This is a genomic window from Oerskovia douganii (assembly GCF_015142735.1).
GTDB lineage: Bacteria > Actinomycetota > Actinomycetes > Actinomycetales > Cellulomonadaceae > Oerskovia > Oerskovia douganii.
The window spans coordinates 26030-48993 of the sequence record NZ_JACSPN010000026.1 but is presented as its reverse complement, the minus strand read 5'-3'; the positions used below and the strand labels follow the sequence as shown (position 1 = coordinate 48993).

Below are 22964 nucleotides of genomic sequence, written 5' to 3'. Positions count from 1 at the left end.
GGGGCGCCTCGGACGGCCACGGGTTCACCCGCCGCGGAGAGTCCCGACGGCCGGCGCTCGGCATGGCTACGGTTCTCCCATGACGTCATCTCCGCCGCCGGGGTCGGGCACCCCGGACCCGGATCCGCTGCCGCCGCAGCCGCACCCTCCGGCCTCCGGCGGGCCGGGCCGCCAACCTCCGCTGGTGCCGTACCGGCCTCCGGCCTGGGCGGACGACGCGCCCGTCGCGGCGGACCCGTACGCGCCTGCTCCGGTCGGCGACCCGACGGCGCCCCCTGCGCCCGGCGGTCAGGGCTACGGCCCGTACGGTCCGCCCGGGACCCCCGTCTACGGGACGCCGCCGGGGGCCTACGAGCCGAGCCCGTACGGGGGCCAGCACCCTTCGCACCCGGGCCCGCCGAACGGCTACGGGACCGGGTACGGGCCACCCCCGGGCCTGCCCGTGGCCCCGTCGTGGAACGCCTCGTTCGCGCCTCCGCCGCGACAGAACGGTCTGGCGCTCGCGTCGATGATCACGTCGCTCGCCGGGATCGCGTTCTGCCTGGTGCCGGGCGTCGTCGGGCTGGTCCTGGGGATCGTCGCGCTCCAGCAGATCTCGCGGGACGGGACGACGGGACGCGGGTTCGCGATCACGGGCGTGACGGTGGGCGCCGTCAGCACGCTGTTCATCGCGCTGTGGTTCCTCACGATCTGGAGCACGTACCCGTGACCGGCCCCGCTCAGCGGCCGGGCTACGACGAGAACGTGTACTACGCGCCGGGGTGGGAGCCCGCGGCCCCCCGGACCGAACCGCTGGCCGTCGCGGCGATCCCGACGGGCCTGCTGCTCGGTCCCGTCGGCGTCGGCGTCGGGGTGGCCGCGCTCGCGCGCATCCGCCGCGACGGTTCGCGGGGTACGGGGCTCGCGTGGGCGGGTATCGCACTGGGGGTCGCGGTGACGCTCACGGCCGTCGCGGTGGTCGTCGCCCTGCTCGTCGGGGCCGCCGCGACGCGCCCCCTGCCTGCCGAGGTGAGCGAGCCGCGGTCCGCGCACGCCCGTCAGCTCGTCCTGGGGAGCTGCCTCGCCGAGCTGCCGGACGACGGCCCCGTCGCCTCGGTGCGCGTGGTCCCGTGCGGGGACGCGCACGAGGCCCAGGTCGTGGCGCGGACGGACTTCCCCGCGGACGCGCGCTGGCCCGGGCAGGACGCGGCGGACGCTCGCGTGTCGCGGGTGTGCACGCCCGCGGTGCTGTCGGGCGACGCGCCTGCGGAGGGGATCGAGCTGGTGGTGTGGTCGCCGTCCGAGGCCTCGTGGGCGGAGGGGGATCGCACGGGGTTGTGCGTCGCGAGCACCGCGGCACCCACCGAGGGTTCGCTGATCGACTGATCGTCGCCGGAAACAGATACCTACCGCCCGGTAGGTATCTCCGCTACGCTCGACCGGACGATCAGAACGGCCTGGCCGCGAACCCTGAGGACGTGCACCGTGAACGACGAGACCCCTGCCACCCCGGAGACGACGAGCAGCGCCCGGCCGCTCGACGTCGAGCACCTCCTCCAGGAGCTCACGCTCGAGGAGAAGGCCTCGCTCGTGTCGGGGCTGGACTTCTGGCACACCCAGCCGGTCGAGCGCGCCGGGGCCGAGGTGCCCGCGGTCATGGTCACCGACGGGCCGCACGGGCTCCGCAAGCAGACCGGGTCCTCCGACCACCTGGGCCTCGCGAGCTCGGTCCCCGCGACGTGCTTCCCCACCGCCGCCGCGCTCGGTTCCACGTGGAACGTCGACCTGCTCCAGCGCGTGGGACAGGCGCTCGGACGGGAGACCCGCGCGAACGACGTCGCGGTCCTCCTCGGTCCGGGCATCAACATCAAGCGCTCGCCGCTGTGCGGTCGCAACTTCGAGTACTTCTCCGAGGACCCCGTGGTCTCGGGCGACCTGGGTGCGGCGCTGATCCAGGGCGTGCAGAGCCAGGGCGTGGGCACCTCGCTCAAGCACTTCGCCGCCAACAACCAGGAGACCGACCGCATGCGGGTCTCGGCGGACGTCGACGAGCGCACGCTGCGGGAGATCTACCTGACGGGCTTCGAGCGGGCCGTGCGGAAGGCCTCCCCGTGGACCGTCATGTGCTCGTACAACAAGATCAACGGCACGTACGCGTCGCAGGACCGCTGGTTGCTCACCGAGGTCCTGCGCGACGAGTGGGGCTACGACGGCGTCGTGGTCTCCGACTGGGGCGCGGTCTCGGACCGGGTGGCCTCCCTCGTCGCAGGCCTCGATCTCGAGATGCCCTCGACCGGCGGCCGCACCGACGCCGAGGTCGTCGCCGCGGTCCGTGCCGGCGAGGTCGACGAGGCGGTCCTCGACCAGGCGGTCCGTCGTCACCTCACGCTCCTGAACCGGACGCTGCCCGCGCTCACGGCACCGGGCTCGTTCGACGAGTCCGAGCACCACGCCCTCGCGCGCGAGGCCGCCGCGGAGGGCACGGTCCTCCTGCGCAACGAGGCCGTCGACGGCGCGCCCGTGCTCCCGCTCGACGCCACGGCCGTGGGGTCGCTCGTCGTGATCGGCGAGTTCGCGCGCACCCCGCGCTACCAGGGCGCGGGGTCGAGCCAGGTCACCCCGACGCGTCTCGACGACACCCTGACGGAGATCCGCGCGATCACGGGCTCCGAGGTCCCGTTCGCGCCCGGGTTCGGCCTCACGGGCGAGGAGGACGACGACGCGCTCCGCGCGGAGGCCGTCGGGCTCGCACGCACCGCCCGGACGGCGGTCCTCTTCCTGGGGCTGCCGGCGAGCCACGAGTCCGAGGGGTTCGACCGCGACCACATGGACCTGCCGCCGAGCCAGGTCGCGCTCCTCGAGGCCGTCGCGGCCGTGTGCTCGCGCGTCGTCGTGGTGCTCGCGAACGGCTCGGCCGTCACGATCGCACCGTGGCAGCACCATGCCGCCGCGATCCTCGAGGGCTGGCTGGGCGGCCAGGCGGGCGGAGGCGCGATCGCCGACCTCTTGTTCGGCGTCCGCAACCCGTCGGGCAAGCTGACCGAGACGGTCCCGGTCCGCCTCGAGGACAACGCGTCGTACGGGAACTTCCCGGGCGAGCTCGGGCACGTCCGCTACGGCGAGGGCGTGCTGGTGGGCTACCGCTACTACGACGCGAAGCGCATGGACGTCGCGTTCCCGTTCGGCCACGGCCTGTCGTACACGACGTTCGCGTACGAGGACCTGTCGGTGGTGGTCTCGGGCGAGGGCCCGACGGCGTCGCTCACCGTGGACGTGACGGTCACCAACACGGGGCCCGTCGCGGGCGCCGAGGTCGTGCAGGTGTACGTCGGCGACCCGCAGGCCGCGGTCGTGCGACCCGAGCGCGAGCTCAAGGCGTTCGGCAAGGTGTCGCTCGCGCCGGGCGGGACCCGCACCCTGACGTTCGAGCTCGGTGCGCGGGACCTGTCGTACTGGCACCCCGTCCTGCGGCGCTGGGTCGTCGAGGGCGGTGAGTTCGTGGTGTCCGTGGGTGCGTCGTCGCGCGACCTGCGCGGCTCGGCCACGGTGACCGTGGTCGGCGAGGACGTCACCCCGCCGCTGACCCCGTGGTCGACGCTGGGCGAGGCCCTGGCCCACCCCGTCGCAGGCAGGATCGTCCGTGACGCGATGGCTCGGGCCGGCGGCCCCGGTTCCACGCTCCTCGACGACGACATGATGGCCATGGCGGCCGGGATGCCGCTGCGCGTCATCGCGAGCTTCGACGGGATGCCGTTCGACGCGGCCCAGCTCGACCAGCTCCTCGCGGCGGCCGCGGCGGGCTGATGCGCGCGCCGAGGTGACGGGGCCCGGACCTCCGGTCCGGGCTCCTCGTCCCTCCTCCTCGGCGGCGGGGTCGCGGGACACTCGGGCATGCCGGTGCCCGGAGGCCCCGGCAGCCCCGGTCAGCCGCCCGTCGTGCCGCCCGGCCCGGTCGCCCCGTCGACGTGGATCTGCGCGAGGTACGAGCGCAGCCCCGCAGCCATGTCCACGGGCGGACGTGGCCCACCCCGCTCCAGGAGGAACTGCACCTGGAGGCCGTCCATGACGGCGACGAGCACGCGCGCCGAGACCGACACGTCGACGCCCTGACGCAGGAGCCCCTCGGCGGCGCGACGGGCGAGCTCCTGCCGGGTGCGCGCGATCACGCCGTCGTAGCGACGCTGGAAGTACGCGTGCGCCGGGTGGTCGGGCGACGTGGCCTCGGCCGACAGGATGCTGAAGAGCTCGACGATGCCGGGCCGGGACGCGTTGCGCTCGACGACCCGCGCGAGCGAGTCGAAGTAGTCGACACCGTCCCGGACGTCCTGGTCGAACACCGCGAAGTCCGCCTCGTCGCGACGCTCGAGCACCGCCTGGAGCAGCATCTCCTTGGTGGGGAAGTGGTGCAGCAGACCGGGGTGCGAGATCCCGACCCGCGAGGAGATCTCGCGGAGCGACGCCGAACGGTAGCCGACCTCGCCGAACAGTCCCGTGGCCGCCTCGATGATCTCGTCGCGCTTGGCGCGGCCCTTCGCGTAGCCGCGCGGCGCGGCCCCCGCACCCCGCCCGCGGTCCTCGTGCCGGGCCCCGTCGGCCGGACCGGGCCCCGCCGTCGGGCCTGCGTGGTCGCGTGCGTGCGTGTCTGTCGTCCTGCTGGGCATGCGCCCTCCCCCGTGAGTGTGTTCCCCGCGAGCCTAGCGCCGACGACGCGCGCGACCGGGCGTGATCCATCCCTGGCACCGGGTGACTGCGGCGCGGCTCCGCCGGAAGGCGCAACCCACCTTCCTCCCTCCGCCAGAAGCGCCCGCCACCGCCCGGAAGACAGGCTGGAGGCACGGCGCGCGGCACCCCGGTCGCGCCGCCGGAGGAGAAAGGACCCCCCGATGCCAGCCATCGAGATCGTGGGCCTGCGCAAGTCCTACGGGACGTTCGACGCCGTCCGCGACGTGAGCTTCGCCGTCGAGCCCGGGAGGGTCGTGGGGCTGCTCGGACCCAACGGCGCGGGCAAGACCACCACGCTCAACGTCCTGCTGGGGCTCGCGTCCGCGAGCGCCGGCACCGCGACGGTCCAGGGCAGCCCGTACGCGGACCTCGAGCACCCCGGCCGGGTCGTCGGCGCGCTGCTCGACGCGGGCGGGCTGCACCCGGGCCGCAGCGGTCGCGACCACCTGCGGGTCCTCGCGACCGCTGCCGGGATCGAGGGCCGCCGGGTCGACGAGGTGCTCGCGCTCGTCGGGATGGACCGGGCGGCCGATCGGCGCGTCCGCACCTACTCGCTCGGCATGCGTCAGCGCATCGGGCTGGCGGCGGCGCTCCTGGGCGACCCGCAGGTCCTCGTGCTCGACGAGCCCGCGAACGGCCTGGACCCCGCGGGCATGCGGTGGATGCGCGAGGTCCTGCGCTCGTTCGCGGACGGTGGTGGTGCGGTGCTGCTCGCGAGCCACGTCCTGGCCGAGGTCACGCAGGTGGCCGACGACCTGGTCGTGATCGGCCAGGGCCAGGTCATCGCCGACGGCCCTCTCGCGGACCTCGTCCGCGGCGAGTCCCTCGAGGACTTCTACCTCAACCTGACCGCAGAGACCGAAGGAGTGCGCTGATGTTCCGCGCCGAGCTGCTCAAGCTACGCACGACCCGCACGCCCTGGATCCTGGGGGTGGTCGCCCTCGCGGGCATGCTCCTGGTCCAGGGGCTGACGATCGCCCTGCCGCGCATCCTGGCCGGGGTCGAGGGCATGGGCGGCGCCACCGTGGGCCTCCAGGCCTCGCCCGAGATGACGGCCGACCTCGCCCCGGACCTGACCGGGCTGACCGACCTGGGGGCGGCGCCCGTGCAGCGCGCCATGCTGGACCTGCTGGGCAACGGCCCCGCGGGCTCGGGCTCGGCGGGCGTGTCGGTCATCTGCATGCTGCTGCTGGGCGTCCTCGCGGTCACGACCGACTTCCGCACGGGCGGGATCGTCCCCACGGCCCTCGTCGTCCCCTCGCGCTCTCGCGTCCTCGGGGGCAAGGCGGGCGCGGTCGCGGTCGTCGCGCTCCTGATCGGAGCGGCGCTCGCGGTGCTCACGGCCCTGGGCCTGTTCGTGGCGGTCGCCTCGACGCCCGGAGCGCAGCTCCTGGTCGGCGCGGGTGACGTCCTGGGAGTGTGGGGGCGTGGGCTCGTGGTCCTCGTGCTGTTCGCATGGCTCGGGCTGGGGGTCGGGACGCTGGTCCGCGGGCAGGTCGCCGCGATCCTGGTCGTCGTGGGCCTGGTGATCGTCGAGCCCCTGGTGCAGGCTGCGGTCCTGCTGATGTCGGGGGGCGAGTCGACGGCTGCGGCGTGGCTGCCGCTGGGTCTGGGGTCGCTCGCGTCGACCGGTCAGAGCGCGACGGCGGTCCTGGGCGGTCTCGCCCCCCTGGGCGTCGGGGCCGCGGTCCTGGGCCTGGTCGCGTGGGTCGCGGTCCTGCTCGGGGCGGGCGCGGTGACGTTCCGTCGCCGCGACCTCGTCTGACGGTCCCCTCGCGGCGGCGCCGTCGGGGCCGCGGCCACGTACCGTGGTGCCCGACGCCGCCGCTCACCCCGGTGCGCGGGTCGCCCCGTGCCGCGTCGCCTGCGGCGCCGACCGGCGCACGCTGACACCGACCGCACCGAGAGGAGCCCCCGTGCTCGACCTCCTGCACCGCCGGCTCGCCGCGCTGGGCGTCCGGACCCCGACGGGCCGGGACGTCCTGCTCGGCGCGGTGGTCGGTGTCCTGTCGGTCACCTTCCTGCTGGTGGTCGAGCGGCTCGCGCTGTCGGACCTGGGCCTCGTGGTCGACGGCGGGCAGGACTCGCTGGAGTTCTCGACGGCAGGGCGGGTCGCGGCGATCGGGATCGTCCTGGCACAGGCGATGGCGCTCGCGCTGCGTCGTCGGGCACCGCTGCTCGCTCTCGCGCTGACCGTCGTGGGCCAGGTCGCGCTCACCCCGGTGCTCCCGGCCCTCGTCTCGTTCCAGGCACCGGCGACCCTGGTCGCGGCCTACTCGGTCGGGGCGTACGCACCTCGACGCACGGCCCTGTGGGCGGCCGGCGGGGCCGCGGGCGTGCAGGTGCTGCTGGGCTTCGTGCTGGGCGGGCCCGTGCCGATCACGTCGGGGAGCCCCGTGCCCGTCGCGGTCCAGGTCTGGGGCGGGCTGGCGTCGGCGCTCCTCACGTACGTGGCAGCGGCGCTCGTGGGTGCGTACGTGGGGACGCGCCGCGAGCTGTTCGCCCAGCTCAAGGGCCGGGTGGCCCAGGCCGAGCGCGAGCGCGACATGCTCGCGGCGCAGGCCGTCCTGGAGGAGCGCGGTCGCATGGCCCGCGAGCTGCACGACGTCGCCGCGCACCACCTGTCGGGGATCGTCGTCCAGGCGGCGGCGGCCGAGCGGCTGGTCGACCGCGACCCCGAGCGCGCCAAGGAGTCGATGCGCTGGATCCGCACCCAGGGGCGCGAGACGCTCGACAACCTGCGCCTGGTCGTCGGCATCCTGCGCAGCTCGTCGCAGGCCGGCCCCGGCGAGCCGGGCGAGGAGGCGCCGGCCGCGCCGCAGCCCACGCTCGACGACGCGGGCGAGCTGCTCGACCTCGCGCGCGCCGCGGGCGCGGAGGTGCGCGACGTCCGCCACGGCGATCCGTTCGACCTCTCCCCCGCGGTGCAGCTCACCGTCTACCGCGTGCTCCAGGAGGCGCTGACCAACGCGCGCCGGCACGCCCCGGGCCGCACGATCGAGGTCGTGACCGACCACCAGCAGGCCGCGCTCGTCCTCACGGTGACCAACAGGCTCCCGGTCGAGGCGATCGGCGCGACCGGTCGGGGCAGGTCGTCCGACCCGTCGCCCGGCAGCCCGACCCCGCCCGGCCACGGGCTCATCGGCATGACCGAGCGTGCAGCCCTCGTGGGTGGCGCGCTCGAGGCCGGCCCGGTCCCCGGGAACGGCTGGCGGGTCCGGCTCACGGTTCCCCGGCCCGCACAGACCGCGTCCCCCACCCATTCCGAGCGCTCGGCGACGTCCACGGACGTGCCGGGCGCCGCCGTCGGGCAGGAGGCCCCATGACCAGAGTGGTGCTGGTCGACGACCAGGCCGTCGTCCGCGCAGGCTTCACCGTGATCCTCGAGAGCGAGGGCTTCGAGGTCGTGGGCGAGGCGGCGAACGGCACGGACGCCGTGCGCGTCGCGCGCCGGGAGCGCCCCGACGTCGTGTGCATGGACGTCCGCATGCCCGGCGGGGACGGCATCACGGCGACGCGCGCGCTCGCCGGACCGGGCGTCGTCGACCCCGTGCCGGTGCTCGTGGTGAGCACGTTCGACCTGGACGACTACGTGTTCGGCGCGCTGGAGGCCGGGGCGAGCGGGTTCCTGCTCAAGGACGCCGAGCCCGACGTGCTGGTCGACGCGGTGCGGCGCGTGGCGTCGGGCGAGGGTCTCGTCGACCAGACGCTCACGCGCCGCGTGATCGACGAGTTCGCCCGACGACGGTCCCCCGCCGCGCCGGACGAGACCGCCTCGGGACTGCTCACCGCGCGCGAGCACGACATCCTGGCGCTGCTGTGCCGGGGGCAGTCGAACGCCGAGATCGCCGCGACGCTGTTCCTCGAGGCGAGCACCGTGAAGTCGCACCTGAGCCGGATCATGACCAAGACGGGCATGCGCGACCGCGTGCAGCTCGTGGTGTGGGCGTACGAGCACGGGATCGCGGCGCCGATGCCACGGTGACCGTGCCCTGCCCCCGCTGAGTGCGTCGCGCAGGCGGTTGCGGCAGCGGATCAGCCGCCCGCGACCGGCAGGTACACCCGGCCGCCGGCGTCCGCGAACTCGCTCGACTTCTCCGCCATGCCGGCCTCGATCGCCTCGACCGACGTCAGCCCGTTCTTCTCCGCGTACTCGCGCACGTCCGCCGAGATCCGCATCGAGCAGAACTTGGGCCCGCACATCGAGCAGAAGTGCGCGGTCTTGGCGGGCTCGGCCGGCAGCGTCTCGTCGTGGAACGCGCGGGCCGTGTCGGGGTCGAGCGAGAGCGCGAACTGGTCGTGCCAGCGGAACTCGAACCGGGCCCGCGACAGCGCGTCGTCCCGGAGCTGTGCGCGCGGGTGCCCCTTGGCGAGGTCGGCCGAGTGCGCCGCGATCCGGTACGTGATGACCCCGGTCTTGACGTCGTCGCGGTCGGGCAGCCCCAAGTGCTCCTTGGGCGTGACGTAGCAGAGCATCGCGGTCCCGGCCTGGGCGATGATCGCGGCCCCGATCGCCGACGTGATGTGGTCGTACGCGGGCGCGATGTCGGTCGCGAGCGGGCCGAGCGTGTAGAACGGCGCCTCCTCGCACAGCTCCTCCTCGAGGCGCACGTTCTCGACGATCTTGTGCATCGGGACGTGCCCCGGGCCCTCGATCATGACCTGCACGCCGTAGGACTTCGCGACCTTGGTCAGCTCGCCCAGCGTGCGCAGCTCGGCGAACTGCGCCGCGTCGTTGGCGTCCGCGATCGAGCCCGGGCGCAGGCCGTCGCCCAGCGAGAACGTCACGTCGTAGTCGCGCAGGATCTCGCACAGCTCCGCGAAGTGCGTGTACAGGAACGACTCCTGGTGGTGCGCGAGGCACCACGCCGCCATGATCGAGCCGCCGCGGGACACGATGCCCGTGACGCGGCGCGCGGTCAGCGGGACGTACCGCAGCAGGACGCCCGCGTGCACGGTCATGTAGTCGACACCCTGCTCGGCCTGCTCGATCACGGTGTCGCGGTAGATCTCCCACGTGAGCCGCGCGGGGTCGCCCTTGACCTTCTCGAGCGCCTGGTAGAGCGGCACGGTCCCCACGGGGATCGGGGAGTTGCGCAGCACCCACTCCCGGGTCTCGTGGATGTCCTTGCCCGTCGAGAGGTCCATGAGGGTGTCCGCGCCCCAGCGCGCGGCCCACACCATCTTCTCGACCTCCTCCTCGATCGAGGACGTCACGGCCGAGTTCCCGATGTTCGCGTTGATCTTCACGCCGAACGCCTTGCCGATGATCATGGGCTCGATCTCGGGGTGGCGGCGGTTGGCCGGGATCACCGCCCGGCCGCGGGCCACCTCGTCGCGCACGAGCTCGACGTCGACGCCCTCACGGGCCGCGACGAACCGCATCTCGTCGGTCACGATCCCTGCCCGTGCCCAGGCGAGCTGCGTCCGGGCACCACCCGTGCCGCGCTCGGTGGGGACGGCGTCAGGCCGCAGCCAGTCCGCGCGCAGGGCCGGCAGCCCGGCCGCCAGGTCGAACGCCGCCGGGTCGTCGACCTCGGTGTACGGGCCCGAGGTGTCGTACAGGTCCAGGTGCTCGCCGTTGCTCAGGTGCACGCGGCGCTCGGGGACGCGCAGGTGCTCCGCGCCCGGGACCGGGTGGTGGACCTTGGCGGACCCTGCGATGGGGCCGGTCGTGATGGTGTGCGCAGGCACAGCGGTCTCGGAGCTCATTGCTCTCTCTCCCTACGTCGGCATGATCCGAACAGGTTCGAACGGTCGGCGGCGCTGAGCCGCCCTCTCAGCTCGCTGCTGCGAGCTCCCGTGGGTGTGTGGAGTTGTGGGTCCTGCTGGTGGTGCGGTGGTGCTGGGTGGTGCGGTCGTCACCGTAGCGCACGCGGCCCGACGGCGGCACGACCATCCCGCGATCGGTCCGTCTCTCCAGGGTTCCGGCCGACGTCACCTCTCCTTGAAGTACTTGAACAGGTGCTTCTCGCGGGTCGTGAGCGCCGCGGCCACGGCGCCGATGAGGACCGCCCCGGCGCCCGCCAGGACGGTCCGCATCCCCAGGATCCAGGTGCTGACCTGGTCGGTGGGAAGGCCGACGCCGGCGGCGAACCACCACAGCGCGGGGACGGCCACGATCACGGCGACCCCGCTCCAGACGGCGGTCTCGAGGAGCACCTGCCAGGTCAGGGCCGCGCGCGGGACGCGGGCGTGCAGGGCCGCGGCGAGCTCGAGGCGGCGCAGGCGGATCGCGACGAGACCCAGGGCGAGGCCCAGGACGACCGCGGCGACCGGAGCGGGCTTGGTCAGACGGTCCGCGAACTCGGCGCTCGCGTCGTACGTCGCACCGAGCCGGCCGTTGAGCTGCTTCTGGGTGGGCTGCGCCTCGGACGACGGGTCGGCGACGAGGGCCGTCCGCAGGAGGATCGCGGTCTCGGGGTCGACCGGCCAGATCTCGACCCAGCACGAGTCGAACAGCCCGGTGGCGGGCACGGGAGCGACGGCGGCGTAGCCGAGCGCGCGGTCGCGCCCGTCGTCCGGGTACGGGTACACCGCCCCCACCCGGGCGGGTCCCGCATTGGTCGCGATCGAGTCACCGGTCGTCACGCCGAGCGCCTCGGCCAGATCTGCGGACAGCCACAGACCGGCCCCGGCGACCCGGCCGCGATCGAGCGCGCCGAGCAGTCCGGGGGTCGCTTCGAGGCCGGTGAGCTCGCTCGACGGGAGGTTGAGCGCCCGGAGCGGGCTGCCGACCCGCAGGGCTCCGGCCGCGTTGATGCCGTCGACCCCGGTGAGGGCCTCGCAGCGTGCGCCGTCGACCTGACCGGGGGCCTCGAGGATCTGCACGCTCGCGCCCGCGTCGCGGTACTCGCGGGCCCCCTCGATGACGCCCACGACCGCGCGCACGTCGACCGCGGCCAACGACCCCACGACCACGACGAGCACGGCGGCGAACAGGGCCGCGCGTGTCGTGCCGGTCGCGACGTTGCGCCACGCCTCGGACACCACGGACGAGGCCCTCATGGCGCGCGCCCGCACGGGCGCGTCCCCCGGCCCGACGGCGCCGCTCGCCTCCGCGCGAGGGTCCGCTCCGTCGTCGGGCGGGGTCGAGGCGCCCGGGGCTGTGACCGGTCCGCGGGGTGGTGCCGTGCCGGGTCGGGGCGGACCGCCCGGGGGCGTCGCGAGGCCGGGGCGCGCTGCGCCGTCGGGCACAGGGCCATGCTCGGTGGCGGTCATGCCGCGACCTGAGCGGACTGGAAGTCGGCGAGGTCGATCACGCGGGTGCAGGCGTCGCGAGTGTGCGGGTCGTGCGTGGCGACCACGACGATCGAGTCGTCCTGCGCGATGCCCGCCAGGACCTCGTTGACGGTCGCGGCCGTGCGCAGGTCGAGCTGCGCGGTGGGCTCGTCGACGAGCAGCAGGTCCGGCGCCAGGGCCACGGCGCGCGCGAGCATGAGGCGCTGGGCCTCCCCGCCGGACAACGCCCGGAACGGGCGGTCGGCGACGGATGCCAGGTTGAAGCGTTCCATGATGTCGAGGGCGTGGGCCTGCGCGTCAGGGCGACGCAGGCCGCGCGCGAGCAGCGGCAGCACCACGTGGTCCAGGGCGGCGCGGCGCGCGACGCCGTGCGGGTTCTGGAAGACCCACCCGGTCGTGGCGACCCCGACGCGCTCGACCTGCCCCTGCGTGGGGCGCTCCCAGCCCGCGACGATGCTCAGCAACGTCGACTTGCCGCTCCCCGAAGGACCCACGAGCGCGACGACCTCGCCCGGCACGATCTCCAGGTCCAGCCCGGTGAACAGCAGGCCCGTCCCGGGGAACGCGTGCCCCAGGCCCGACCCGACCAGCCGCTTGCCCCCTACCGGCACGTCTGCCCCGCCTCCTGCGAGGTCAGCTCGACCTCGGTCGGCGCGCTTGCGGCGTCGAGCCCGTCGAACGTCACGAGGGTCTGCCCCAGGCTCGACGCGACGACCGTCACCGGGTGGGGCGTGCCGTCGGCCGAGACGCAGCCCGCCGAGCCGCTCAGCGCGAACAGCGCCCCCGGCGGTACGACCGACACGTCGAGCGGCGCGGCCAGGACGTACTCGAGAGTCAACGGTTCCGACCCCTCGGTGCGCTGCCAGCCCGCGAACTCCGCGCTGCCGCGCACGGCCTCGAGGAACGCCGGGTCCGTGACGACACCGCCCTCGCCGACCGGTGCGCTCGCCTCACCCAGCCGCAGCACCCGATCCCCGGGCGTGACGGTGGTGAGCGTGTCCGCGAGCCCGAGCGAGACCAGCGTCCCGGCCGTCGTCGCGAACGCCTCGGCGGACGTCGCGCTGCCCACGGGCACCTCGCACGCCTTCACGGTGACCGACGCCGCCGGGAGCCACAGCACCGACGCCGCCGGCAGGTCGCCGGTCGGCTTCACGACGCCCGCGGCCTTGAACAGCGCGGTCACGGCGGCCTTGGTCGCCTTGCCGTAGGTCCCGTCCGTGCTCACCCTGTACCCCAGGCGCGCGAGCTCGACCTGCAGGGCCTCGACATCGTCGCCCTTGGCCGTAGGAGCCATGTCCCGCCACAGCGGGATCGACGTCGCCAGCGCCAGGACCGGGCGGTCGTCGACCGTGACCGGGCTCGATCCCGACTCGATCACCGCCCCCGGGGCGCACTGCGAGCGCGTGACCTTGCCCGTATCCGTCACCTGGAGGGAGCCCTCCTCCGCGACGACCGGGGTGACCTTGACCCGGCGCGCATCGTCGAACACCTGACGCGACACCGGCACGGCTGCGGGCGGCGTCGCGCTGCGCACGCTCTGCGGCTCCGACTCGGGCGCCAACGCCATGCCCGCCGTCACTCCCCCCGCGAGGAGCACCGCCGCCGCGAGCGCGAGCGCGCCCGCCCGTGCGGCTCCGGATCCGGCGGGCCGAGGCCGGGCGGGACGTCGATCTCTGGTCACTGCTGCTCCTCAGGTGATGCCGGTGGTGTTCGCGTCGTGGTGCTGCCGGGGCGTCAGCTCGTGGGGTCCTGCTGGCAGGCCGTCATCTCAGGTGGCAGCTCCTGGCCGGAGAGGTCGCCCTCGACCTCGTACTCGGTGCCGTCGGCTGCGGCCTTGAGCGTGATGGAGTACCGCGCCAGCTCCTGCGAGTACGCCTCCTTGTCGTATCCCTCGTCGCGGTGCCCGCCGCGGACCATGCAGTCGGCGATGGCCTGGTTGAAGTCCACGTTCTCCGGATTCCGGCGGACCTCCCAGTAGAGGAGGGAGATGGGGCCCATGTCGAACTTCGCCCGACATTCCTTCTGCACCGCGTCGATCTCCGCGTTCATCGCATCGATCTCCTCCTGCGGGGAGTCCTCGGTCAGTCCCACGAGCTCGGTCGTGAGCCCGCCCTCGTCCTCGACCTTGACGACGAGGCCCTGGTCCCTCATGCACTGGACCGAGGCGTCCTCCACCTGCTGGTACTCCGCCGGAGTGATGACGTCGTCCTCGAGGATCTTCAGACCTGTCTCGGTCGTGGCCTCGTTGCGGGCGTTGGCGAACTCGGCCGCGTAGGGACTGCGCACCTCGGCCTCACGCGAGCAACCAGCCACCCCGACCGCCACCAGGGCGATCACCAGCGACGCTCCCAGCCCCCCGCCGTCGACCCTGTCGTCGAGCTTCAATCTGCATACGATCCCCTCCAGTTTGCACACTCCCTGCGACGGCGAGACCGCCCGCTGCCCTGAGCACCGACGACATCGCCGAAGGTTCCGTCACTCCTCGGGTCCGCCCGCGCCCTGGCGCCCCACCATCAACGTCCCGCAGCGGCCCATTACTGCGCGGCGCTGCTCACGCACTCGTCGATCGCGTCCGTTCGGGCCGCCAGCGGATCACCGGCATCAGTCCCGTCGACCGACAGGTACGTCCCAAGGTCCTCGACCGTGCTACCACGCGGGGCGACTTCCGCGTCGACCAGGCAGTCGATGATCGCCTGCTCGCGGTCGACGTTCTGAGGATTCGCCTCGATCGCGCGCTTGAGCGGCTCGATCTCCCTGATCGTGACAAGGCCGCACTCGTCGTACGCCGCGAACGCTGCTGCCCGGGCTTCTTCGAACGAGTCGTCCGGCGGAAGTCCCGTGTCGAACTCGTAGATCGGGTCGCCGTTGGGCGAAGCACGCACCACGAGCGAGTAGCCCTGATCCTCGACGCACGAGACATACCGCTGCTGCGCTTCCGCGTACTCCGCATCGGTGATGACTCCGTCGCCGAGCACCGACCGCTCGAAATCGGTGGTCACCCGGCCGAGCGCGGCGTCGAACTCCGCTCGATACGGACTGTCGAGGACCTCGACCTTTTCGCTGCAAGCGCTCGTCACGAGAACGATGGCACATACTGACAACACTGCGGACCGGCGCATCGAAGTACCCAACTAGACGGTGCCGCCAGCGACGCAAGCGCTTCGCGGGCGGCGCGGAAGACAAGCTCAGTCGACCGACTTGATCCAGGCCGACCAGGACGGTCCGAGCTGCGCCCGACCTCGGTTCCCGCGGTGCATGGAGGACGAATAGGTCGGCGACTGCGAGACGATCGTGTCCACGGGGCCGTCGCCTGAGCCGACCGTCCCGTTCGGAGTGATGAACTCGAACCGCGCCTGACTGTAGAGACAACGCCCGGTGAGGGTCTTCGTGTACGTGGACGATCCCATGTTCAGCCCTGTGGACCGACCGCCGCCTGTGCGGGCGCACCTACCATCACTGCGCCGCTGAATGCCACCCCGACTGCGGTCAGGACAGCCATGATCTTTCGCTTCATTGCGTTTCCCCTCTGCAGGCCTCCCCCCTTGGAGAGCCCCCGCGCCGCTCATGGTTGCAGATGCTCGGCCCGCCCACAAGAGGTAAGTAAGAGCCGCTCACTATTCGACCCGGACCGCGCAGCTGGCGCCCGGTGGGATCCGAGCCACACGTGAGACGGGACCGCCTCGAGCGAACGTCTCAAGGCACAGTGTCAGTCTCTCGTCAGGCGCTCCGAGACGGCGTCGGGCGTGTCCGGCTGGCGCACGCACACCCACAGCGCCCCGGCGCGGACGCTGACCTCGAGCTTCTTCGACGGTTCGATCACGTCGCCGTCGAGCTGGCGCGGCTGCGGCCGGTCGGAGATCACGGAGATCCGCGACCCGCGCAGCACCTCCATGTTGGGGACGCGCCTGCGCTTGGTGACAACCCCGACGAGGAGCTGGACCCAGTGGCCGAGGTTGCGGGGCGCGATGATCGCGACGTCCATCTGCCCGTTGTCGGGCTCGGCGTCGGGCAGCAGGTTGACGCCCGCCTGGAGGCGGCCGACGTTCCCCACGACCACGGTCCGTGCCCGACGGCGCAGCACCGGTCGGTCGTCGACCCGCACCTCGACCTTCATCTCGTCGTCCGCGAGGTGCTTGAACGCCGAGACGACGTAGGCGAGCGGGCCCGCCTTGGCCTTGAGCGCGGTGGGCGCGTCCTCCATCATCGCGGCGTCGAGCCCCATGCCGGCCATGACGGCGAAGGCCTGCCCGTCGACCTCGCCGATGTCCACGGCCCTGCGCCCGCGGTCGAGCGCGAGGCGGATCCCGTCCTCGGGCCGGGGCGGGATGCCGAGGTTGCCGGCCAGGAGGTTGCCCGTACCACCGGGGAGGACCGCGAGCGCCGCGTCGGTCCCGGCGAGGCCTTCGATGCAGGCGCGCACGGTGCCGTCGCCGCCGCTCACGAACACGACCTCGGCGCCGTCGGCGACGGCTTGGCGGGCCTGCCCGGTGCCGGGGTCCTCGGCGGTCGTCTCGAGCCAGGTGGGGGCGGGCCACCCGGCGTCGGCGAGCTGGGTCTCGATGGTCCGGCGGAGCTCGTCGAGCCCTTCGACGCGGTTCGGGTTGACGATCACGGCCGAGCGGAGCGGCGCGTGGTCGAGGCGTTGCTGGGCGGCGGGCTCGGGCGTGGCTTCCTGGGACGTGTTCACGCCCCGAGTATGTCGCGGGGGGCGCCCGCTCGCCCAGCAAGCGGACACCCCGGACACTCCGGACGGGTTCAGTACCCGAAGACCTGCACCCAGGTGGTGCCCGCGCGCCCCAGACCCATGGTCGTGAAGTCGCAGTTGAGGATGTTCGCGCGGTGGCCCTCGGAGCTCATCCAGGCGTCGACGACGCCCTGCACGCTCTGCTGCCCGGCGGCGATGTTCTCGCCACCGGGGCTGGCGTAGCCCTGGGCGAGGACACGTTCGCCGAACGTGCGACCGTCGAGGCTCGTGTGGCTGAAGTACCCCTGGGCCACCATGTCCTGCGCGTGCAGGGTCGCGGCGCGCACGAGCTGGTCGTCGGCGCGCAGCGCGGGGCAGCCTGCGGTCGCGCGGTGCGCGTTGACGAGCGCGAGGGCGGCGGTGGTGTCACCCGGGTCCGTCGTGTCCCCGGTGCCTCCCGTGCCCGACGGCGTCTCTCCCCCGGCCGGTCCGGTCGCCCCCTCGGCGGGGGTCGGGTCGGCGAGCAGGGCGGCTCGGGTAGCGGGGCCCGCGACCCCGTCGGGTTCGAGGCCCTGCTCGGTCTGGAAGGTGCGCAGGGCGCGGTCCGTGCCGGGGCCGAACTCGCCGTCTGCCAGCACCGTCGCCCCGTGGACCTGGAGGCGTTCCTGGATCTCCTGGACCTCGGGGCCGGTCGCTCCCTGCTGCGGCGGACCGGCGGGCGCGGACTCCTCGAGAGCGGGTTCGGGCTCCGGGGTAGCGTCGGTCGGCGCCTCCGGAGTCGCAGCGATGGGGTCCTCGGCGGCCGGTCCGGCGGGCTGCGGCTCGACCTCCTGGGTCGAGCGGCCAGCGCCGGCGGCGTCCTCACCCGCCGCGGCTGCGGTCAACGGGGCGCGTCCGTCGGTGCTCCGGCTGGCGCGGTCCTCCCCGCGGCCCAGTGCGGCGTCCCAGCGAGCCCCGAGAGGCTCGAGCCCTCGGCCCTCCCCGCCGATCTCCTGCGTGGCCGGGACCACGAGGAGCCCGCCGACGAGCCCGAGGGTCACGGCCGCGACCTGAGGCAGGACACGAGGGCCGCGCGCCGACGTCTGCGCGGGGCGCGTCGGGCGGGCCCGACGGACGGCCTCTGCGCGACGCTGCGACCGGGACGGCGACGAGGCCGCCTGCTCGGCGAGCCGACGCGCGGCGCGGGTCTGAGGAAGGTGATCGGGTGCGGGGAACTCCGACTGCACGAGCGACCTTCCGTCGGTGGAACCTGGGCTGATTGCCCAGTATGCCCTTTCCGCACCGGATAAAACCAGACACCTGGTCGGACGAGGAGCCTGAGGCGCTGCGCGGGGACGGCGTCGTTGCCGTCCTGCGCCTCACCCGTGCGACGACGGACCGGATCTCACGGCGGTGCCCCCGCACCCGCGCTACCCCGACAGCTGCGAGAGCGGATCGTTGATGCAGTCGTCGACACGTGGATCGTCCGTGTCGTACTGGGGATTCGAGAACGTCTCGTCGAACTCCTTGCCGTCGAAGTCCGGTCCCACGAGACCGGCCTTGCGCAAGCACTCGGCCGAAGCCTCGTCGAGGTCAAGTCTCTCGGGGTTCTTCCGGATGGCCCAGTAGAGCCCCTCGATGTTCCCAACGGTGACCGCCCCGCATTCGTCGACAGCGGCGGTCATTGCGGCCTCTTCGCCCGGCGAATAGGGGGTGGAAGTCCCGCCATCCGGTAGCAGCTCGAGCTCGAAGCCGCGTTCCGCGACGCACGACTTGTTCCGCTGGCGCGCCTCCTGGTACTCGGCGTCAGTGATCTGCTCGTCGGCGAGGATGTCGCGCTCGAAGTCGGTCGCCACGGCCTCCCTCGCCTCCTTGAACTCGCTCGCGTAGAGGCCGGTCTCCGTGCCGGCGTCTTCTGCGCAGCCCGCGACGAGGAGTGCAAGCCCGGCGACCCCCGCTCCCACGTGCAGCAGGACGGTGCCGGATCCGCCGTGCTTGCGATGCGACATCAGGCGCACTGCCACGATCCGCTGGAGGTGAGGTGCCTGACCTGGCCCTGTCGGGCCCTGATATCGCTTCATGTGCGTTCCCTCCTGCTGTCCCCCTGCGGGACGAACAGGACGATCGTGTCGGATGCCCGCACTACCCACAAGGAGGTTCGACAGGACTTCTCACGTCTTGGTATGGACGCACGTCCAGGAAGCACGCCCGGACGAGCGAGCATCCGACGTGCCGTCCCCATCGACGGGACCCGACTCCGCGGGCACGCTCTGCTTTTCCCCCGCTCCACGACGGGCCACCGTCGGGCCGAAGCTGCCTCCGGCCCGACGGGCGCGCCTGACCCCTCAGCTCTGGACGGTCAGCTCCAGGCCCTCGCCCTCGCTCTGCGAGCGGTCGACGACGATCGTGTCGCCGTCCGCGACCTCGCCCGCGAGGAGCTTGCGCGCCAGGCGGTCGCCGATCTCGCGCTGCACGAGGCGGCGCAGCGGACGCGCCCCGTACGCCGGGTCGAACCCTTCGAGCGCGAGCCACTCGCGCGCCGCGGGCGTGACGTCGAGCGTCAGGCGACGGTCTGCGAGCCGCTCCCCGAGCTTGTCGACCGCGATGTCCACGATCTTGCCCAGCTCGTCGAGGTTGAGCGGGTCGAAGATCACGACGTCGTCGAGCCGGTTGATGAACTCGGGCTTGAAGCTGGCCCGCACGGCGCCCATGACGGCCTCGCGCTTCGCGGCGTCGTCGAGCATGGGGTCCACGAGGAACTGCGAGCCCAGGTTCGACGTCAGCACCAGGATGACGTTGCGCAGGTCGACCGTGCGGCCCTGACCGTCGGTCAGGCGACCGTCGTCGAGGACCTGCAGCAGGATGTCGAAGACCTCCGGGTGCGCCTTCTCGACCTCGTCGAGCAGCACGACCGAGTACGGCCTGCGCCGCACGGCCTCGGTGAGCTGGCCGCCCTCCTCGTAGCCGACGTACCCCGGAGGGGCCCCGACCAGGCGCGCGACGCTGTGCTTCTCGCTGTACTCCGACATGTCGATGCGCACCATGGCGCGCTCGTCGTCGAACAGGAAGTCCGCGAGCGCCTTGGCGAGCTCTGTCTTGCCGACGCCGGTGGGGCCGAGGAACAGGAACGAGCCCGTGGGTCGGTCGGGGTCCGCGACGCCCGCACGGGAACGTCGTACGGCGTCCGAGACCGCCGCGACGGCCGCCTTCTGCCCGATCAGCCGCTTGCCGATGACCTCCTCCATGTGCAGGAGCTTCTCCGACTCGCCCTGCAGCATGCGGCCCGCGGGGATGCCGGTCCACGCGGACACGACCTCCGCGATCTCGTCGGCGCCGACCTTGTCGGCGATCATGGGCGCCTGCTCGGCGAGCGCGGCGTCGTCGGCGCTCGCCTCGGCCTGCTCGGCCTCCTGGAGCTGCTCCTGGAGCTGCGGGATCTCGCCGTACTGGATGCGGCCCGCGGTCTCGAGGTCGCCCTCACGGATGGCGCGCTCGACCTGGACGCGCAGCTCGTCGAGCCGGGCGCGCAGGTCGCCGACGCGGTTGTGCCCCGCCTTCTCGGCGTCCCAGCGCGCGGTCAGCGCGGACAGCTCCTCGCGACGGTCGGCGAGGTCGGCCCGCAGCTTCTCGAGGCGCTCGCGCGACGCGGGGTCGTCGGACTCGGAGAGCACGACCTCCTCCATCTCGAGGCGCGTCACGGCACGCTGGAGCTCGTCGATCTCGATGGGCGAGGAGTCGAGCTCCATGCGCAGGCGCGACGCGGCCTCGTCGACCAGGTCGATCGCCTTGTCGGGGAGCTGGCGGCCCGTGATGTAGCGGTCGGACAGCGCGGCCGCGGCCACGAGCGCCGAGTCCGCGATCGTCACCTTGTGGTGCGCCTCGTAGCGCTCCTTGAGCCCGCGCAGGATCGCGACCGTGTCCTCGACCGAGGGCTCGCCCACGAAGACCTGCTGGAAGCGGCGCTCGAGGGCGGGGTCCTTCTCGATGTGCTCGCGGTACTCGTCGAGGGTCGTCGCACCGACCAGGCGCAGCTCGCCGCGGGCCAGCATGGGCTTGAGCATGTTGCCCGCGTCCATGGCGCCCTCGCCGCCCGCGCCCGCACCGACCACGGTGTGGAGCTCGTCGATGAACGTCACGACCTCGCCGTCGGAGGACTTGATCTCCTCCAGGACGGCCTTGAGGCGCTCCTCGAACTCACCGCGGTACTTGGCACCCGCGACCATGGCCGCGAGGTCGAGCGAGATGAGCTTCTTGCCCTTGAGGGAGTCGGGGACGTCGCCCGCGACGATGCGCTGGGCCAGGCCCTCGACGACGGCCGTCTTGCCGACGCCGGGCTCGCCGATCAGGACCGGGTTGTTCTTGGTGCGGCGCGAGAGGACCTGCACGACGCGGCGGATCTCCGAGTCTCGCCCGATCACGGGGTCGAGCTTGCCCTCGGCCGCAGCCGCGGTGAGGTCCTGGCCGTACTGCTCGAGCGCCTTGTAGGTGCCCTCGGGGTTCGGGCTCGTGACGCGGCCCGAGCCGCGGACCGCGGGCAGCGCGGAGCGCAGCGCGTCGGCCGTGGCCCCGGCGTCGCCGAGGATCTGCGCGGCGGTCGAGGAGCCGGCGGCGATCCCGATGAGCAGGTGCTCGGTCGAGACGTACTCGTCCCCCATGCCCTGGGCCTCCTTCGAGGCCAGGTCGAGCGCGGCGGAGGTCGCGCGCGAGGCCGTCGGCTGGGCGACGGCAGAGCCGCTCGCGGTGGGCAGCGCGACGAGCGCCGCACGCACCCGCTGGCCGATGGCCTGGGCGTTCGCGCCCACGGCCTCGAGGAGCCCGACGGCGACGCCGCCCTCCTGCGTGAGGAGCGCGGCGAGGAGGTGGACGGGTTCGAGCTGGGGGTTGCCCGCGGCCGAGGCGGTCTGGATCGCCTCGCCGATGGCTTGCTGGGACATGGTGGTGAACTTGGTGTCCATGGGGTCTCCGGTATTTCAAGGGTCTGGGTCTACCTGAACAACACGGGGCTGACTTGAGCCTATTCCACTCAACTCTGTCCGTCATGTCACGATGCGCCCCGCCGTCGGGGTGTCGCGGGGCCGCAGGGCGCTGAGGACGCGACGTCTCGGACCTCCTGCCACCATCGCACCGGACCCCTCGGACCGCACCACGGCGCGGCGGGCCCCGCGCGCCGTCACGACGGCTCGACGTCCGGGCCGTGCTCGCCCTGACAGGCCCGCACGCGCGGTGGACAATGGCGGCACCGCGGCACCGCCCGAGTCCGCGACCGAGAGGCAGCACCCATGACGCACGGCTGGCAGCAGGACGTCCTCGGACCCGACTGGGTCGCCCGCACGCTCGACCTCCCCGACGGGGACACGGCGACCCTCGTCCGCAAGGCCGGCGCCCCCCTGCCCGACGGCGCCGCACCCGCAGGTGCACGGCCCGCCTCCGCGGCCCCCACGCCGGGCCAGGCACCGGCCACCCGCTCCCCGACGAGCCCGGCCACCGGCGCGGTGCCCGCCGAGGGCGAACGCCGCCGTCGGGCCGTGCTGTACGTCCACGGGTTCGTGGACTACTTCTTCCAGACGCACCTCGCCGACGCGTTCGAGGAGCACGGCTACACCTTCTACGCGATCGACCTGCGCGGCTACGGCCGCTCGCTCGCGCACTGGGCCGAGGCCGGCAAGGACCCCAACATGGTCACCGACCTGAGCCTGCACGCCCAGGACCTCGACGCCGCGGCCGCCGTCGTCCGCGACGAGGGGCACGACGAGCTCGTGGTCCTCGGCCACTCGACGGGCGGCCTCATCGCGAGCCTGTGGACCAACGCGCGGCCCGGGAAGGTCACGGCCCTCGTCCTCAACAGCCCGTGGTTCGACCTCAACTCGTCCTGGTTCGACCGCGTGGTCTCCACGCGGGTGATCGACGTCGTCGGGCGGTTCGCCCCCCGGCTCGTGGTCGGTTCGCTCGACGAGGCGTACGGGCGGGCCCTGCACACCGGGACGGGCGGTGAGTGGACCTACGAGCTCGGCTGGAAGCCGCACGAGGGCTTCCCCGTCCGGGCCGGCTGGCTGCGCGAGATCCGGCGCGGCCACGCGCAGGTCGCGCGCGGGCTGCACGTGCAGTGCCCCGTCCTCGTCCTGACCTCGACACGGTCCGGCCCGAACAAGGGGCACCACCCCGAGATCCTCACGACCGACAGCGTCCTGGACGTCCAGCACATCAAGGACCGCGCCCCGCGGCTGGGCGACGACGTGACCCTCGTCGAGATCGAGGGCGGCGCCCACGACCTCGTCCTGTCCCCCGAGCCGGCGCGCAGCGCGTTCCTCGACGAGGTGTTCACCTGGCTCGACGAACGGCTGCCCGGCTGAAGCCGCTG

Annotated in this window: 19 protein-coding genes and 1 riboswitch; of the genes, 8 read left to right on the top strand and 11 right to left on the bottom strand. The window is 73.3% G+C overall.

The genetic code is table 11. The annotated features are described in order from the left end of the window. The first annotated feature begins 79 nt into the window (after window positions 1–79). The 3 genes from H9623_RS16340 (at window position 80) to H9623_RS16330 (ending at window position 3783) form a co-directional block, all read left to right on the top strand. Window positions 80–709: a DUF4190 domain-containing protein gene (locus tag H9623_RS16340; protein WP_193721077.1), complete on the top strand. Its 630-nt coding sequence runs from the start codon at window positions 80–82 to the stop codon at window positions 707–709. After that, window positions 706–1365 (top strand): DUF4190 domain-containing protein, encoded by a 660-nt coding sequence (locus tag H9623_RS16335; RefSeq protein WP_321575491.1) that lies wholly within the window; start codon window positions 706–708, stop codon window positions 1363–1365. Before H9623_RS16340 ends, H9623_RS16335 begins: the two co-directional genes overlap by 4 nt. A gap of 99 nt (window positions 1366–1464) precedes the next feature. Next, complete coding sequence (locus H9623_RS16330) at window positions 1465–3783, top strand: glycoside hydrolase family 3 C-terminal domain-containing protein (RefSeq protein WP_193721076.1); 2319 nt, start codon at window positions 1465–1467, stop codon at window positions 3781–3783. Between the two features lie 119 nt (window positions 3784–3902). On the opposite strand, the gene H9623_RS16325 is transcribed toward H9623_RS16330, so the two are convergent. Beyond that, a complete protein-coding gene (locus tag H9623_RS16325) occupies window positions 3903–4640 on the bottom strand; it encodes a TetR/AcrR family transcriptional regulator (RefSeq protein ID WP_193721075.1) in 738 nt (245 codons plus the stop codon). 222 nt (window positions 4641–4862) lie between these two features. Here H9623_RS16325 and H9623_RS16320 point away from each other — a divergent pair, with 222 nt between their 5' ends. The 4 genes from H9623_RS16320 (at window position 4863) to H9623_RS16305 (ending at window position 8686) form a co-directional block, all read left to right on the top strand. Further along, window positions 4863–5576 carry an ABC transporter ATP-binding protein gene (locus tag H9623_RS16320; protein ID WP_193721074.1) on the top strand — a complete coding sequence of 238 codons (714 nt, stop codon included), beginning with the start codon at window positions 4863–4865 and terminating at the stop codon, window positions 5574–5576. Further along, complete coding sequence (locus H9623_RS16315; protein ID WP_193721073.1) at window positions 5576–6466, top strand: hypothetical protein; 891 nt, start codon at window positions 5576–5578, stop codon at window positions 6464–6466. The genes H9623_RS16320 and H9623_RS16315 overlap by 1 nt, the downstream gene beginning before the upstream one ends. A 151-nt stretch (window positions 6467–6617) precedes the next feature. Continuing rightward, the gene (locus H9623_RS20090) at window positions 6618–8027 is read left to right on the top strand and encodes a sensor histidine kinase (protein ID WP_193721072.1); all 1410 of its coding nucleotides are present in this window, start codon (window positions 6618–6620) and stop codon (window positions 8025–8027) included. Next, window positions 8024–8686 (top strand): response regulator, encoded by a 663-nt coding sequence (locus tag H9623_RS16305; protein WP_193721071.1) that lies wholly within the window; start codon window positions 8024–8026, stop codon window positions 8684–8686. Before H9623_RS20090 ends, H9623_RS16305 begins: the two co-directional genes overlap by 4 nt. 50 nt (window positions 8687–8736) lie before the next feature. Here H9623_RS16305 and thiC read toward each other — a convergent pair whose 3' ends face one another. The 10 genes from thiC to clpB all read right to left on the bottom strand — a co-directional run bounded on the left by thiC (window position 8737) and on the right by clpB (window position 21561). Next, window positions 8737–10413 (bottom strand): phosphomethylpyrimidine synthase ThiC, encoded by a 1677-nt coding sequence (gene thiC, locus H9623_RS16300; RefSeq protein WP_193721070.1) that lies wholly within the window; start codon window positions 10411–10413, stop codon window positions 8737–8739. After that, window positions 10406–10515, bottom strand: a riboswitch (TPP riboswitch). (Overlaps the previous gene by 8 nt.) Window positions 10516–10638: 123 nt before the next feature. Then, window positions 10639–11922, bottom strand: a complete 1284-nt coding sequence (locus H9623_RS16295; protein WP_227748784.1) for a hypothetical protein — start codon at window positions 11920–11922, stop codon at window positions 10639–10641. Next, complete coding sequence (locus H9623_RS16290) at window positions 11919–12554, bottom strand: ABC transporter ATP-binding protein (protein ID WP_193721068.1); 636 nt, start codon at window positions 12552–12554, stop codon at window positions 11919–11921. The genes H9623_RS16295 and H9623_RS16290 overlap by 4 nt, the downstream gene beginning before the upstream one ends. Then, entirely contained in the window at window positions 12545–13624 is a 1080-nt protein-coding gene (locus H9623_RS20085; RefSeq protein WP_193721067.1) for a peptidoglycan-binding domain-containing protein, read from the bottom strand. Before H9623_RS20085 ends, H9623_RS16290 begins: the two co-directional genes overlap by 10 nt. Before the next feature lie 53 nt (window positions 13625–13677). Continuing rightward, window positions 13678–14328 (bottom strand): hypothetical protein, encoded by a 651-nt coding sequence (locus tag H9623_RS16280; protein WP_193721066.1) that lies wholly within the window; start codon window positions 14326–14328, stop codon window positions 13678–13680. Between the two features lie 149 nt (window positions 14329–14477). Beyond that, complete coding sequence (locus H9623_RS16275) at window positions 14478–15020, bottom strand: hypothetical protein (protein ID WP_193721065.1); 543 nt, start codon at window positions 15018–15020, stop codon at window positions 14478–14480. 629 nt (window positions 15021–15649) lie between these two features. Next, entirely contained in the window at window positions 15650–16630 is a 981-nt protein-coding gene (locus H9623_RS16270) for a diacylglycerol/lipid kinase family protein (RefSeq protein WP_193721064.1), read from the bottom strand. A 68-nt stretch (window positions 16631–16698) separates the two neighbouring features. Beyond that, entirely contained in the window at window positions 16699–17667 is a 969-nt protein-coding gene (locus H9623_RS16265; RefSeq protein WP_193721063.1) for a CAP domain-containing protein, read from the bottom strand. Between the two features lie 369 nt (window positions 17668–18036). After that, window positions 18037–18615 (bottom strand): hypothetical protein, encoded by a 579-nt coding sequence (locus H9623_RS16260; RefSeq protein WP_193721062.1) that lies wholly within the window; start codon window positions 18613–18615, stop codon window positions 18037–18039. A 336-nt stretch (window positions 18616–18951) separates the two neighbouring features. Beyond that, window positions 18952–21561, bottom strand: coding sequence for an ATP-dependent chaperone ClpB (gene clpB / locus H9623_RS16255; protein WP_193721061.1), 2610 nt, complete (start codon window positions 21559–21561; stop codon window positions 18952–18954). A gap of 324 nt (window positions 21562–21885) precedes the next feature. On the opposite strand from clpB, the gene H9623_RS16250 reads away from it, so the two are divergent. After that, window positions 21886–22956, top strand: coding sequence for an alpha/beta hydrolase (locus H9623_RS16250; RefSeq protein WP_193721060.1), 1071 nt, complete (start codon window positions 21886–21888; stop codon window positions 22954–22956). Window positions 22957–22964 lie beyond the last annotated feature (8 nt).

Bases quoted from the DNA above. Each gene is read 5' to 3' on its own strand.
- H9623_RS16340 (WP_193721077.1), top strand. From the start codon at position 80: ATGACGTCATCTCCGCCGCCGGGGTCGGGCACCCCGGACCCGGATCCG.
- H9623_RS16320 (WP_193721074.1), top strand. From the start codon at position 4,863: ATGCCAGCCATCGAGATCGTGGGCCTGCGCAAGTCCTACGGGACGTTC.
- H9623_RS16325 (WP_193721075.1), bottom strand. From the start codon at position 4,640: ATGCCCAGCAGGACGACAGACACGCACGCACGCGACCACGCAGGCCCG.
- H9623_RS16260 (WP_193721062.1), bottom strand. From the start codon at position 18,615: ATGTCGCATCGCAAGCACGGCGGATCCGGCACCGTCCTGCTGCACGTG.
- H9623_RS16305 (WP_193721071.1), top strand. From the start codon at position 8,024: ATGACCAGAGTGGTGCTGGTCGACGACCAGGCCGTCGTCCGCGCAGGC.
- clpB (WP_193721061.1), bottom strand. From the start codon at position 21,561: ATGGACACCAAGTTCACCACCATGTCCCAGCAAGCCATCGGCGAGGCG.
- thiC (WP_193721070.1), bottom strand. From the start codon at position 10,413: ATGAGCTCCGAGACCGCTGTGCCTGCGCACACCATCACGACCGGCCCC.
- H9623_RS16295 (WP_227748784.1), bottom strand. From the start codon at position 11,922: ATGACCGCCACCGAGCATGGCCCTGTGCCCGACGGCGCAGCGCGCCCC.
- H9623_RS16315 (WP_193721073.1), top strand. From the start codon at position 5,576: ATGTTCCGCGCCGAGCTGCTCAAGCTACGCACGACCCGCACGCCCTGG.
- H9623_RS16250 (WP_193721060.1), top strand. From the start codon at position 21,886: ATGACGCACGGCTGGCAGCAGGACGTCCTCGGACCCGACTGGGTCGCC.